The 14,931-nt window shown below is 73.5% G+C and carries 2 protein-coding genes and 1 pseudogene; all 3 read right to left on the reverse strand.

The window, feature by feature from the left end; genetic code table 11:
- The coding region (locus IE198_RS34260; RefSeq protein ID WP_189893911.1) for a type I polyketide synthase at positions 1 to 5,275 on the reverse strand (5,275 nt) is incomplete at its 3' end.
- A gap of 34 nt (positions 5,276 to 5,309) precedes the next feature.
- Positions 5,310 to 10,781: pseudogene (locus tag IE198_RS34265) on the reverse strand (type I polyketide synthase); the annotation flags it as partial.
- A 35-nt stretch (positions 10,782 to 10,816) separates the two neighbouring features.
- A partial coding sequence (locus IE198_RS34270) for a type I polyketide synthase (RefSeq protein ID WP_189893914.1) occupies positions 10,817 to 14,931 on the reverse strand: 4,115 nt, incomplete at its 5' end.

Here is a 14,931-nt window from a genome sequence, read left to right on the forward strand (position 1 = left end):
GCCCGCGCTGGCGGCTGAACTCCACGAAGACCGTCGGGCCGGCCATGACGGTGACGCCGCCGGCCAGGGCCATGGTGCACTCACCGTTGCGCAACGACTGGACGGCCAGGTGAAGGGCGACGAGCGACGACGAGCACGCCGTGTCGATCGTGACGGCGGGGCCTTCGAGACCGAAGGTGTAGGCCACCCGCCCGGAGACGACGCTGGACGCGCCGCCGACCAACCGGTGTCCTTCGACGCCTTCCGGCGTCCGCCGCACGTCGGCTCCATAGCCCTGGTAGGCCATGCCGACGAAGACGCCGGTCCGGCTGCCGCGCAGCTGTCCGGGGGTGATCCCGGCCCGCTCGAAGGCCTCCCAGGAGGTCTCCAGCAGCAGCCGCTGCTGCGGGTCCATCGCCAGGGCCTCGCGGGGGCTGATGCCGAAGAAGGAGGCGTCGAAGTCGGTGGCGTCGTAGAGGAAACCGCCGTCGCGCGCGTACGTCTTGCCGAGGCGCTCGGGATCGGGGTCGTAGAGCGAGCCGACGTCCCAGCCACGGTCGGACGGGAATTCCGAGATGGCGTCACCGCCGGACGCCACCAGGTCCCACAGGGCCTCGGGCGAGTCGACGCCGCCCGGCAGGTGGCAGCTCATCGCCACGATGGCGATGGGCTCGTCGTCGGCGGCGGCCGCGTGCCGATCCTGCGGCGCGGCGGCCTGTGATCCGAGAAGCTCGCGCTGCAGGAAGCGGGCGAGCGCCGTGGCGTTGGGGTAGTCGAAGACCAGTGTGGGCGGCAGCGCGAGGCCGGTCGCCGTGTTGACCTTGTTGCGGAGTTCGACGGCGGTCAGGGAGTCGAAGCCGAGGTCCTTGAACGCCCGGTCGGGCTCGACGTCTGCCGCCGAGGCGTGGCCCAGGACGGCCGCGACGTGTGCGCGGACCAGGTCGATCAGGGTCTCGGTGCGCTTGGCCTCCGGCAGTCCGGCGAGCTGGGCAGCCAGGGGTGCGGTGCCCGCGGCGGCGTCGGCGGCCGGCGCGGCGGACTCGGCGCGGCGCGTCTCGGGCAGCTCGGACAGCAGTGCGCTGGGGCGGCCGAGGGTGAACGGTCCGATGAACCGTTCCCAGTCGATGTCGGCCACAACGGCCGCGGTGTCGTCGCAGTCCAGGGCGCGCTGGACCGCGGTCACGGCGAGCTCGGCCGGCAGGGAGATGACGCCGCGGCGGCGCAGGTGCTCCTCGTCGGCCTCGGTGACCATGCCGCCGTCGGCCCAGGGGCCCCAGGCGATCGCGGTGGCGGTCAGGCCCTCGGCCCTCCGCCGGGCGGCGAGCCCGTCGAGGAAGGAGTTGGCGGCCGCGTAGGCGGTCTGCAGTCCGCTGCCCCACACGCCGGCGATCGAGGAGAAGAGGACGAAGGCGTCCAACTCCCGGTCGCCCAGCAGTTCGTCCAGGTGTGCGGCACCGCCGGCCTTCGCCGCGATCGTGCGGGCGAAGTCGGCCGGGGTCAGCTCGTCGAAGGGGGCGAACTGTTCCACGCCCGCGGCGTGGAACACCGAGGTGAAGGTGTGCTCGGCGAGCAGCGCCGCCACGGCATCGCGGTCGGCGACGTCGCACGCCGCGAGGCTGACGCGTGCTCCCAGCTCTTCCAGTTCGGTCTTGAGGGCAGCCGCGCCGGGGGCGTCGGCGCCGCGGCGGCTGGTGAGCACCAGGTGCTCGGCACCGGCACCGGCGAGCCAGCGGGCGACGTGCCCGCCCAGCGCCCCCGTACCACCCGTGATGAGCACGGTGCCGCGCGGCGACCACTGGTGTCCGGCCCGGCCGTCGCGGCGGGCGGCGCTACGGGTCAGCCTGCGGCCGAACACTCCACGGGCGCGGATCGCGACCTGGTCCTCGGCCGACTGGCCGAGCACCGCGGCAAGACGGCCGGCGACCCGGTCGTCGACGGTCTCCGGCAGGTCGACCAGACCACCCCAGCGCCGGGCGTGCTCCAAGGCGAGGGCGCGGCCGAAGCCCCCCACCTGGTTCTGCACAGCGCTGGGCGGTGCGTCGTCCGAACGGCCGGTGACCGCCGCGCCCCGGGTGGCGCACCACAGCGGCGCGTCGATGCCCGCATCGCCGAGCGCCTGGGCCAGTGCCACGGTCTGCGCGAGGCCGCGGGAGAGCGCGGGGTGCTCGGGCGGGGCGTTCTCGTCGATCGCGAGCAGCGACAGGATGCCGGCAAGTGATCCGGCTTCGGCCGCGCCCCGGGTCAACTCGGCGGCCAGGGACTCGCGGTCGGCGTCCGCGCCGACCGTCAGCGGGATCAGGCGCGCGCCGCGTCCGGCGAGTGCCGCGCGGACCGTCCCGGCCCACCCGTCGCCCTCGGGCGCGGCGAACAGCCAGGTGCTGCCGGAGAGGTCGCCGGAGACCAGGCCCTTCAGCGGCTGCCAGGTGAGCTGGTAGCGCCAGCCGTCCACGACGGCCTGCTCGCGCCGCTGCCGACGCCAGGCGGACAGCTTCGGGACCACGACGTCCAGTTCTTCGGCGCTCAGCCCCAGCGTGGCGGCGAGCGACTCGGCGTCCTCGCGCTCGACGCTCGCCCAGAACTCGGCGTCGACCGCGTCCACGAGGGCCGCCTCGGCCTCCGGGGCATCCAGCCAGTAGCGCTGCTGCTGGAAGGCGTAGGTGGGCAGGTCGGTCTTCCGTGCACCGGGGAAGAGCGCCTTCCAGTCCGGGGAGACGCCGTGCACATGCAGTTCGGCGAGCGCGGCGGTGACGGCCTGCTGCTCGGGACGGTCGGCACGCAGTACGGGCACGGTGACGACGTCGTCGTCGAGGCAGCCCTGCGCCAGGGCGCTGAGGACGCCGCCGGGGCCGATCTCGACGAAGGTGCTCACGCCCAGGTCGTGCAGGGTCTGCACACCGTCGGCGAAGCGCACCGCCTCGCGAACGTGGCGGACCCAGTACTCCGGCGTGTACGACTCGGCCAGACGGCCGGTCAGGTTCGAGACCACCGGAATCAGCGGCTCGCTGAAGGACAGACCGCGGACGACCTCGGCGAAATCCTCCAGCATCGGATCCATCAACGGCGAGTGGAACGCATGACTGACCTTCAGCCGGGACGTCTTACGACCCTGGCCGGTGAACACCTCGGCGATCGCGGTGACCGCGTCCTCGGCACCGGAAATCACCACGGACTGGGGCCCGTTGACCGCCGCGATACCCACCTGCTCGGTGAGATGCGCCAGCACCTCGTCCTCGGTCGCCTGCACGGCAACCATCGCACCGCCCGCAGGCAGCGCCTGCATCAACGCAGCACGCGCCGACACCAACCTCGCCGCATCCTCAAGCGACAGCACACCGGCCACATGAGCGGCCGCGATCTCACCCACGGAGTGACCCGCCACGTAATCCGGCCGCACGCCCCACGACTCCAGCAGCCGGAACAACGCCACCTCAACAGCGAACAGCGCAGGCTGAGTACAACCGGTCCGGTTGAGCTCCTCGGAGTCGACGTCGAGCGTGACATCGAGGTGGGCGCGGACCTCGTCGTAGGCCGCGGCGAAGGCCGGGAAGGCGTTGTAGAGTTCGCGTCCCATACCGGCCCGCTGCGAGCCCTGGCCGGAGAACAGGAACCCGGTCTTGTCCCCGAGGCGGCCCGTACTCCGGAACACGGCCGCTGACGGGGTGCCCGACGCCAGTGACCGTAGGCCTTCGGTTAATTCCTCCAGGCTCTCGCCGACGACGGCCGCCCGCCGGTCCCAGGCGGCGCGCGTCGTGGCGAGGGAGAAGCCGATGTCGGCCGGCGACCGGCCGGGGCCGCTCTGCAGGAAGGCGAGCAGGCGCTCGGCCTGGGCCCGCAGCGCCGCGTCGCTCTTGGCCGAGAGCACCCACGGCAGCGCCCCCGCGGCGGTGGCCTCGATGGTCTCCTCGTCGAGGGCAGGGGCCTGCTCGATGATCGTGTGGGCGTTGGTGCCGCTGACGCCGAAGGAGGAGACGGCGGCACGGCGGGGGTGGTCCGACTCGGGCCACGGGACGGCCTCGGTCAGCAGCCTGACGCCGCCGGCCGTCCAGTCGACCTGGGTGGTCGGCTCGTCGACGTGCAGCGTCTGCGGCAGCACGCCGTTGCGGATGGCCATCACCATCTTGATCACACCGGCGACACCGGAAGCCGCCTGCGTGTGCCCGATGTTGGACTTGATGGACCCCAGCCACAGCGGCTGGTCACCCGAGTGCTCCTGGCCGTACGTGGCGAGCAGCGCGTCGGTCTCGATCGGGTCGCCGAGGGTGGTGGCCGTGCCGTGCGCCTCCACCGCATCGACCTGGGAGGCGGTCAGCCGTGCGTTCTCCAGCGCCTGCTGGATCACGCGCACCTGCGACGGGCCGTTCGGGGCGGTCAGGCCGTTGGACGCGCCGTCCTGGTTGACGGCGCTGCCGCGGATGACGGCGAGCACGTCGTGGCCTAGCCGGCGGGCGTCGGACAGCCGCTCCAGCAGGAGCACGCCGACTCCTTCGGACATGCCCGTGCCGTCGGCGGTCGAGGAGAACGCGCGGCAGCGGCCGTCGGGCGACAGGCCACGCTGCGCGCTGAACGCGATGAACGTGTTCGGCGTGGCCATCACGGTCACGCCGCCGGCGAGGGCGAGCGAGCACTCGCCGCGGCGCAGCGCCTGGGTGGCCAGGTGGAGCGCCACCAGCGAGGACGAGCAGGCCGTGTCGACGGTGAGGGCCGGGCCTTCGAGGCCGAGGGCGTACGAGATGCGGCCGGAGACCACGGCCGCGGTGTTCGCGGTGACGAGGTGGGCCTCGATGTCGCTGTCGCCCTGCCGCTGGAGGTAGGCGTGGTCCTGGCCGTTGGTGCCGACGAACACTCCGGCCCGGGTGCCCCGTGCGGTGGCGGGGTCGATGCCCGCGCGTTCGAAGGCCTCCCAGGAGGTCTGCAGGAGCAGCCTCTGCTGGGGGTCCATGACCAGGGCCTCGCGGGGGGAGATCCCGAAGAACGCGGGGTCGAAGTCGGCGGCGTCGTGGAGGAAGCCGCCCTCGCGCACGTACGTCCGGCCCGTCCGCCCGGGGTCGGGGTCGTAGATCGCGTCCAGGTCCCAGCCGCGGTCGGCGGGGAACTCGGTCACGGCGTCGCCGCCCGAGGAGACCAGGTGCCACAGGTCCTCGGGCGAGCTGACGCCGCCCGGGTAACGGCAGGCCATCCCGACGACGGCGACGGGCTCGGTGTCCTTCGCCTCCAGCTCACCCAGCTGCCTGCGGGTGTGGCGCAGGTCCACCGTCACGCGCTTGAGGTAATCCCTGAGCTTGTCGTCGTTCGACATGTTTTACGTCCTCTGTAGCAGTGCGTGAGAAGAGTCAGAGAGACCCGAGCTCTTGGTCGATGAGGTCGAACATCTCGTCGTCGGTGGCGGCGTCGATCCGGTCGAAGTCGCGGTCGGTGCCGGGGCCGGCGTCGGCGGAGTTGGCCGCGGTGTCCTGCTGGATGTCGGTCCACTTCCAGAGCAGCGCCTTGAGCCGGGCGGTGACCTTGTCCCGTACCGCGTCCTGCAGGTCGAGCGCGGCGAGCTGGGCTTCCAGCCGGTCCAGTTCGTCGAGCACCGGCGGGGTTGCGGCGCCGAGGTCGAGGACCAGGTCCTTGTGCAGGAGCCGGGCGATCGCGACCGGGTTGGGGTGGTCGAAGACGAGCGTGGACTTGAGCCGGAGCCCGGTCGCGGCCTTGAGCCGGTTGCGGAGCTCCACGCTGGTCAGGGAGTCGAAGCCGATGTCCCGGAAGGCCGTGGTGGGTTCGATCCGGGCCGCAGTGGCGTGGCCCAGGGCGGCGGCCGCCTGGTTGCGGACCAGGTCCAGCAGCACCTTCTCCTGGTCGGCCTCCGGCATCCCGGCGAGGCGGCGGGCCAGGGCGGGGGTGCCGGCGGCCGCGGCCCCCTCGGCCGTGCCGCCCGTGTCGCCGACGAGGCCGCGGAAGACCGCGGGCATCATGCCGGCGCGGGCCATGGAGCGCAGCCCCGCGACGTCCAGCCGGACCGGCACGATCACCGGCCGGTCCGCGGTGAGGGCGACGTCGAACAGTGCCAGCCCCTCCGCGGAGGTGAACGGCACGACTCCGGCCCGGCCCATGCGGTTGCGGTCGGCGTCGGTGATCCGGTCGCCCATGCCGCCGTTGTCCGTCCACAGGCCCCATGCCAGCGAGGAGCCGGGCAGGCCCGCGGCCCGGCGCTGCCGCGCCAGCCCGTCCAGGAAGGCGTTGGCCGCTGCGTAGCTCGCCGCGCCCGCGCTGCCGAGGACTCCGGCGAGGGAGGAGAAGAGCACGAACGCGGAGAGGTCCAGGTCCTTGGTCAGCTCGTGCAGGTGCAGCGCCCCGTCGGCCTTCGGCCGCAGCACGGTGTCCAGGCGCTCGGGGGTCAGCGCGGTGATCACGCCGTCGTCCAGGGCGGCCGCCGCGTGCACCACGGCCACGAGCGGGTGCTCGGCCGGAACCGAGGCCAGGAGCTCCGCGAGGGCGTCCCGGTCCGCGATGTCGCAGGCGGCCACGTCGACGTGCGCGCCGAGCTCGGAAAGGGCGGCGACGACTTCGCCGATGCCTTCGGCGGCGGGGCCGCGGCGGCTGACCATGAGCAGCCTCCGTGCGCCGCGTTCCGCCACGAGGTGCCGCGCCAACAACCGTCCGAGGCCACCGGTCGCGCCGGTGAGCAGCACGGTCCCTTCGGGGTCCCACGCGTGATCGGTGGGCTCCTCTGACGGGGCGATCCGGGCGAGGCGCGGTACGAACAGCTTGCCGTCGCGCACTGCGGCCTGCGGCTCGTCGAGGGCGGCGAGCGCCGCCACCAGCGCGGGGTCGACACCTCCGTCCGCGACGAAGTCGTCCGCGTCGACGAGCAGGAGCCGGTCCGGGTGCTCGGACTGGGCCGACTTCACCAGGCCGACCACCGCGACGTGTGCGAGGTCCGGCGCCGCTCCGTCCAGGTCGACGGCTCCGCGCGTCATCACCACGAGCCGCGCATCGGAGAACCGCTCGTCGGCGACCCACTTCTGGACGGCCGACAGCACACCGGCCAGCAACTCGCGTGTGGCCGAGGCGGCACCGCTCTCGCTCGGGGCGCAGGGCAGGAGCACATGGGCGGGCGGGGCCGCACCGTCGTCGACCGCCTCACGGAGCGCGTCGATGTCGGCGTAGGGGCCGTCGCCGCCGAGAACCGCCCACTCGGCCTCGGGAGCGGAAGCAGCAGGGGCGGTGTGCTCGACCCAGTCGACCTCGAACATCCAGTCCTGCTGCGCGACGCGCGACGCAAGCAACTGCTGCGGAGACACCGTCCGCGTCCGCAGGGAGGCCACCGAGGCGACAGGAGCACCGTCGGTGTCGGCCAGTTCGATCGCCACCGCGTCGCCGGCAGCGGGCCGGATCCGTAGGCGCACGTTCGCTGCTCCCGGGGCGTGCACGGACGTGCCGCTCCAGGCGTAGGGCATGAGCACCCGGCCGGGATCGCCGGCACCGTCGAGCGCCAGGGTGTCCAGGACGGCGTCCAGCAGTACGGGGTGCAGGCGGTAGCCGTCCGCCCGGTCCCGCTCCGCGAGAGGCAGCGCGGTCTCGGCGTACAGCTCGTCCCCGGCGCGCCAGGCGGCGCGCAGGCTCGGATGGTTCTCGACGTCCACCGGCTCGGCGCCCGCCGGCGGCCAGATCACCATATCGAACTCCGCCGCCGGAGCACTGCGGGTGAGTTCTCCGGTGACGTGGCAGACCCACGCCTCGTCGGCGCCTCCGGCGGCGGCCCGGCTGAAGACCCTCACCGACCGCCGGTCGGTGTCGTCGCCCGCGCCGACCTGGACCTGGATGCGGACGGCGCCCTGTTCTGCCAGGACCAGCGGGACGTCCATGTCGAGCTGTTCCAGATGCGGGAACCCGGCCTGCCGGCCCGCGCCCAGTGCGAGTTCCACGAACGCGGCGGCGGGGAGCACCGGCACCCCGCCGACCGTGTGTTCCGCGATCCAGGGCGTGTCGGCCGGGGACAGCCGGCCGGTGAACAGCACGTCCTGTCCCCCGGCGGTCTCCACCACCGCGCCGAGCAGGGGGTGACCGGAGGAGTCCAGGCCCGCCGAGGAGACGTCGGGCGCGACCGTGCCTTCGAGCCAGTAGCGCTCGCGCTGGAAGGCGTAGGTGGGCAGGCCGACGCGGCGAGCGCCGGGGAAGAGCGCCTGCCAGTCCGGGGAGACGCCGTGCACGTGCAGTTCGGCGAGCGCGGCGGTGACGGCCTGCGGTTCGGGGCGGTCGGTGCGCAGTACGGGGACGGTGACGACGTCGTCGTCGAGGCAGGCCTGGGTGAGGGCACTCAGCACACCGCCGGGACCGACCTCCACGAAGGTGCTCACGCCCAGGTCGTGCAGGGTCTGCAGGCCGTCGGCGAAGCGGACGGCCTCGCGGACGTGGCGGACCCAGTATTCGGGCGTGTACGGCTCGGCGAGACGGCCGGTCAGGTTGGAGACCACCGGAATCCGGGGCTCGCTGAAGGACAGACCGCGGACGACCTCGGCGAAATCCTCCAGCATCGGATCCATCAACGGCGAGTGGAAGGCGTGACTGACCTTCAACCGCGACGTCTTACGACCCTGGCCGGCGAACACCTCGGCGATCTCGACGACCGCATCCTCCGCCCCGGAGACCACGACAGACTGCGGGCCATTGACCGCCGCGATACCGGTCTGCCCGGTCAAGTGCGGGAGCACCTCGTCCTCAGTGCCCTGGATCGCCACCATCGCACCGCCCGCAGGCAGCGCCTGCATCAACGCAGCACGCGCCGACACCAACCTCGCCGCATCCTCGAGCGACAGCACGCCCGCCACATGAGCCGCCGCGATCTCGCCCACGGAGTGACCGGCCACGTAATCCGGCCGTATGCCCCAGGATTCGAGGAGCCGGAACAGCGCCACCTCGACGGCGAACAACGCGGGCTGGGTGCACCCGGTCCGGTGAAGCGTTTCAGCATCGACATCGACCGGCGCGTCCAGCCGCGCACACACCTCGTCATAAGCCGCGGTGAACGCGGGGTACGCCTCGTACAGCTCGCGCCCCATGCCGAGGCGCTGCGAACCCTGCCCCGAGAACAAGAACCCGACCTTGCCCCGGGCGGCATCGGCGCGCCCCGTCACCACATGCGCCGCGGGATTGCCTGCTGCGAGTGCGGTCAGCCCTGCGCGCAACTCGTCCTCGTCGGCGCCGACCACCGCAGCCCGGTGCTCCAGTGCCGACCGGGTGGCCGCCAGCGAGAACCCCACGTCGGCCGGCGACGCGGCCGCGAGGTCCACGGACGACAGCAGCCGCTGCGCCTGCTCGCGCAGCGCCTCGCCGGTCTTCCCGGAGAGCACCCACGGGAGCACCGAGGTCCGCGGCCGCAGCGGCTCGTCGGCCGCCGCACCTCCACCCCCGGCCGTGTCGTCGGCCGGTTCCTCCGCCGCCCGTTCGGTCGCCTGCTCAAGGATGACGTGCGCGTTGGTGCCGCTGATCCCGAACGAGGAGACCCCGGCCCGACGCGGGTGGTCCGACTCCGGCCACGCGGCCGCCTCGGTCAGCAGCTCGACCGAGCCGGCCGACCAGTCGACCTGCGGGGTCGGCCGGTCGACGTGCAGCGTCCGCGGCAGCACTCCGTGCTGCATCGCCAGCACCATCTTGATCACGCCGGCGACACCCGCCGCAGCCTGCGTGTGGCCGATGTTCGACTTCAGCGAGCCGAGCAGTAGCGGCCGTTCGCGGTCTTGCCCGTAGGTCGCCAGCAGCGCCTGCGCCTCGATCGGGTCGCCGAGGTTCGTGCCCGTGCCATGTGCTTCGACGGCGTCGATCTCCTCGGCGGACAGCCCGCCGTCGGCCAGCGCCTCGAGGATCACACGCTGCTGCGAAGGACCGTTCGGCGCGGTCAGACCGTTGGACGCGCCGTCCTGGTTCACCGCGCTGCCCCGGACGACAGCCAGCACCCGGTGGCCGAGCCGGCGGGCGTCCCGCAGGCGCTCGACCAGCAGCAGCCCGGCGCCTTCGGACCATGACGCCCCGTCCGCGGCCGCCGCGAAGGACTTGCAGCGGCCGTCGGAGGCGAGGCCGCGCTGGCGGCTGAACTCGACGAACGCGCTCGGACCCGCCATGACCGTCACACCGCCGGCGAGCGCCATGGAGCACTCGCCGCTGCGCAGTGCCTGCACGGCGAGGTGCAGGGCGACGAGCGAGGACGAGCAGGCGGTGTCGATGGTGACCGCGGGGCCCTCGAAGCCGAAGGTGTAGGCGATGCGCCCGGAGGCGACGCTGCCGGAGTTGCCGGTGCTGAGCAGCCCTTCGACGCCGTCGGGGAGGACGCCGGGCGTGAAGCCGTAGTCGTGGTACATCAGGCCGGCGAAGACGCCGGTGCGGCTGCCCTTGAGGGGAGCGAGGTCGATGCCCGCGTGCTCGAAGGCCTCCCATGCGGTCTCCAGCAGCAGCCGCTGCTGAGGGTCCATCGCCAGGGCCTCGCGCGGTGAGATCCCGAAGAAGTCCGCGTCGAAGTCCGCCGCGTCGTGGAGGAATCCGCCCTGCCGGGTGTAGACCTTGCCCGGCTGCTCGGGGTCGGGGTCGTAGAGCGAGTCGACGTCCCAGCCGCGGTCCTCGGGAAACTGCGAGATCGCGTCGCCGCCCTCGGCCAGCAGCCGCCACAGCGCCTCGGGGGAGCCGATGCCGCCGGGGAACCGGCAGCTCATGCCCACGATGGCGATCGGCTCCTGGTCCCGGGCCTCCAGTTCGCGCACGCGCCGCCGGGCCTGGCGCAGGTCGGTGGTGGCCCGCTTGAGGTAGTCCCGGAGCTTTTCTTCGTTCATCATCGGTGTTGCCCGCCCCTTTTGGCCTGCGCAGTTCAGGAGATGCCGAGTTCGCCGTCGAGGAGCTCGTACAGCTCCTCGTCGCTCGCCGAGCTGAGGTCGTCTTCGTCCTCGGCTCCGCCGGCGCCTCCCGGATCGGCCGGCTCGTTCCCGTTCCAGCGGGCGAGCAGCGCCTGGAGACGCATGTTGATCTTGATTCGGGTGATGTTGCCGACGCTGTCCGCTCCGGCGCCGTCGAGGGCGGCGGCGAGGCGGTCGATCTCGTCGAACACCGACACCGTCCCGCCCGTGCCGCCGGGGAGGTCCTTCAGCACCCTCTGAGCGAGCGCCGTCGGCGTCGGGTGGTCGAAGACCAGCGTTGCGGGCAGTCGCAGCCCGGTGGCCTTGTTCATCCGGCTGCGGAACTCCACGGCGGTCAGGGAGTCGAAGCCCAGGTCGCCGAAAGCCTGGTCGGGCTGGACCGACTTGGCAGAGCTGTGCCCGAGGACGGCGGCGACCTCGGACCGGACCAGGTCCAGCACCACCTCTTCGCGTTCGCTCTCCGGCAGGTCCGCGACCCGCTGCGCCAGCGGTACGGCGGCTGCCCGGTCCGTACGCCGCGGCCGGCCGCCGACCAGCGTCCTGAGCAGCGGCGGCACCGGGGCGGCCGCGTTCCGCAGGGCGGCGATGTCCACCCGTGCCGCCACCACTAGGGGCTCCTCCAGCGCGAGCGCGGCGTCGAGGAGTTCCAGGCCGTCCTCATCGGACAGCGGCACGACGCCGCCGCGGGCGAGCCGGGTCCGGTCCACTCCGCCGAGGTCCTCGGTCATGGTGCCGGTCCGCTGCCACAGGCCCCACGGCAGCGACACCGCGGGGAGTCCCTGCGCACGGCGGCGCCCGGCGAAGGCGTCCAGGAAGGCGTTGGCGGCTGCGTAGTTCGCCTGGCCGGGGGTGCCGAGCGTGCCCGCGAGCGAGGAGAAGACGACGAACGCCGATACCTCGCCCGTCAGCTCGTGCAGGTTCAGCACGGCGTCGACCTTGGGGCGCAGCACCGCGTCCAGGCGCTCCGGGGTGAGCGAACCGATCACGCCGTCGTCGAGGACACCGGCCGTGTGGACCACGGCCGTCACCGGCATCCCGGCGAGTGCCCCGGCGAGGGCGTCGCGGTCGGCCACGTCGCAGGCGGCCCAGTGCACTTCGGCCCCCGAGGCGGCGAGCTCCGCCCGGAGCTCCGCCGCACCCTCGGCGTCCGCACCGCGCCGGCTCATCAGCAGCAGGCTGCGCACGCCGTGCTCGGCGACCAGGTGCCGGGCGACGAGTCCACCCAGGGCGCCGGACGCGCCGGTCAGGAGCACCGTTCCGGTTCCGAAGTCCGGGGCGCCCTGCGGGGCGTCGGCGGTGGCTCTGGCGAGCCGGGGCAGAAGGAGCGTGCCGCCGCGCAGGGCCGCCTGCGGCTCCTCGGAGGCGAGGAGCCGGGGTACGGCCGTCGCCACGGCCTGCTGCCAGTCGGTGTCCCGGTCGGTGTTCTCGTCGGTGTCGAGGAGGACGATGCGGTCCGGGTTCTCGGACTGCGCCGACCGCACCAGGCCCCACACGGCGGCCTGTGCCGGATCCGCCGGTGCCGGGTCGTCGCCGGCGGCGACTGCGCCCCGGGTCACGAGCACGAGGCGGGCGGCCCGGTCCTCGGCCAGCCACACCTGCACCAGCCCGAGCACCTCGGCCAGGACCTCCCGGACCCGCTCGGCCTCGGAGCCCGAACCGGCGGGGCAGGGCACGACGACGGCGTCGACCTCCGCCTCCGCCCCGGGCTCCGTCTCCGGGGCGCGGAGGAGCAAGGCGATGTCGTCGTAGGCGCGTACGGCCGGGCCGTTCGCCTCGGACGGCGCGGCGAGCGGCGCCCACTCCACGGTGAACAGGGAGTCCCGGGAGCTCGTACGGAGCTGGTCGGCCGACACCGGGCGCAGCGTCAGCGATTCCACCGAGACGACGGGCCGACCCGTGCCGTCGGCGGCCTCCAGCCGTACCGCGTGGCCGCCGGCCTGCGAGAGCCGTACCCGCAGGGCGGCCGCTCCGGTTCCGTGGACCGTGACGCGGGACCACGCGAAGGGCAGCAGGGGCCCGTCGGCTGCCGGTACGAGCCCGCCCGCGCCCAGCGCGTGCAGGGCGGAGTCGAGCAGGGCCGGGTGCACACCGAACGCGTCCGCGTCGGCGTGTGCTTCGTCGGGGACGGCCAGTTCGGCGTAGACCGCGTCGTTGCCGCGCCAGGCGGCGCGCAGCCCCCGGAAGAGCGGGCCGTAGCTCAGGCCGAGGTCCGCCAGCCGGTCGTAGAAGCCGTCCAGGTCCACCGGCCGCGCGTCGGCCGGGGGCCAGCTGCTCAGGTCGGTCCCGGAAGGGGTCCCACCGGTGGCGAGGGCTCCGGTGGCGTTGCGGATCCAGGGGCCTTCCCCGGCGCGCGAGTGCACGCTCAGCGGGCGGCGGCCGGAGTCGTCCTGGGCGCCCACGAGGACCTGGATCTGGACGCCGCCGTGCTCGGGCAGCAACAGCGGTGCCTGCAGGGTGAGCTCCTCGACCAGGTCGCAGCCGGTCTCGGCCGCGGCGTGGGCGGCCAGTTCGACGAAGGCCGTGCCGGGCAGCAGCACCGTGCCCAGCACCGCATGGTCGGCCAGCCAGGGCTGGGCCTGCAGCGACAGCAACCCGGTCAGCAGGTGGCCGCCGGCGTCGGGCAGTTCCACCGCCGCGCCCAGGAACGGGTGGTCGGCAAAGTCCAGTCCGGCCGCCCGTACGTCGCCGGCGGGCGCGCCCGCTTCCAGCCAGTACCGCTCGTGCTGGAACGCGTACGTCGGGAGGTCGACGCGGCGGGCACCGGGCAGGACGGCGTTCCAGTCGATGGCGACGCCGTGCGCGTGGGCCTGGGCGAGGGACAGCAGCAGCCGGTGCCGGCCGCCGTCGCCGCGGCGCAGCGTCGGCACGACCACGGCCTCGGCCTCGGCGGCCTCGATGGCGTCCTGGATACCGGCCAGTTGCACGGGGTGCGGGCTGACTTCGACGAACACGTCGTGCCCGTCGGCCAAGGCGGACCGGATCGCGTCGTGGAACCGCACCGTCTGCCGCATGTTGCGGTACCAGTAGCCGGAGCCGAGCTCGCCCGCATCCAGCTTTCCGCCCGTCACCGTGGAGTAGAAGGGCACGGTGCCGGGGAGGGGGCCGATACCGGCGAACCCCTCGCCGGCCTGCGTTTCGACCCGTTCGATCTGCGGCGAGTGCGCGGCGTAGTCGACGGCGACCTTGCGGGCCTGGATGCCCTCCTTCCCGCAGTACGCGAGGAGTTCGTCCAGGGCGTCGGTGTCGCCGGAGACCACGACGGTGCCGGGCCCGTTCACGGCGCCGATGTCGAGGCGGCCGGCCCACCGGCCGACCAGTACCTGTACTTCCTCTTCCGGGAGCGTCACCGAGACCATGCCGCCGCGGCCCTGGAGTTCGCGCACGGCGAGGCTGCGCTGCGCCACGATGCGCGCCGCGTCCTCCAGGGAGACCGCTCCGGCGATCACCGCCGCGGAGACCTCGCCCTGGGAGTGTCCGACGACCGCGTCGGGGGTCACGCCGAAGGAGCGCCACACCTCGGCCAGCGCGACCGTCATCGCCCACAGCACGGGCTGCAGAACGTCGACCCGGTCCTGCTCGACATCGGATGCGCCGCGAAGCACCGCGGTCAGCGACCAGTCCACGTGCGGCGCGAGGGCGCGCTCGCAGGCGTCGATCCGGTCGCGGAAGACCTGCGAGGTCTCCAGCAGTTCGGCGGCCATGCCCGCCCACTGCGACCCCTGTCCGGGGAAGACGAAGACGGTCTTGCCGCCGGCGCGTGCGGTGCCGGTCACCACGCCGGGCGGCGTGGAGCCGTCCGCGACGGCGGCCAGCCCCTGCCGGAGCTCCTCGGGGGTGTCCGCGACCACGACGGCGCGGTGTTCGAAGGCCGCCCTGGTCGTGGCCAGCGAATACGCCGCATCGGCCGCGGTGGCCGCAACGTCGCCGTCGGTGTCGGTGTCCGCCAGGAAGGAGGCGAGGCGGGCGGCCTGCGCCCGCAGGGCTGCTTCGGTCCTGCCGGAGAGCACCCATGGCACGAGCGTGCCGGAGTCGGGCGTGGGCGGCGGCTCCGCCGTCGCGGGTGCCTGCT

Origin of the sequence: Streptomyces xantholiticus (genome assembly GCF_014651015.1) — a bacterium.
GTDB lineage: Bacteria > Actinomycetota > Actinomycetes > Streptomycetales > Streptomycetaceae > Streptomyces > Streptomyces xantholiticus.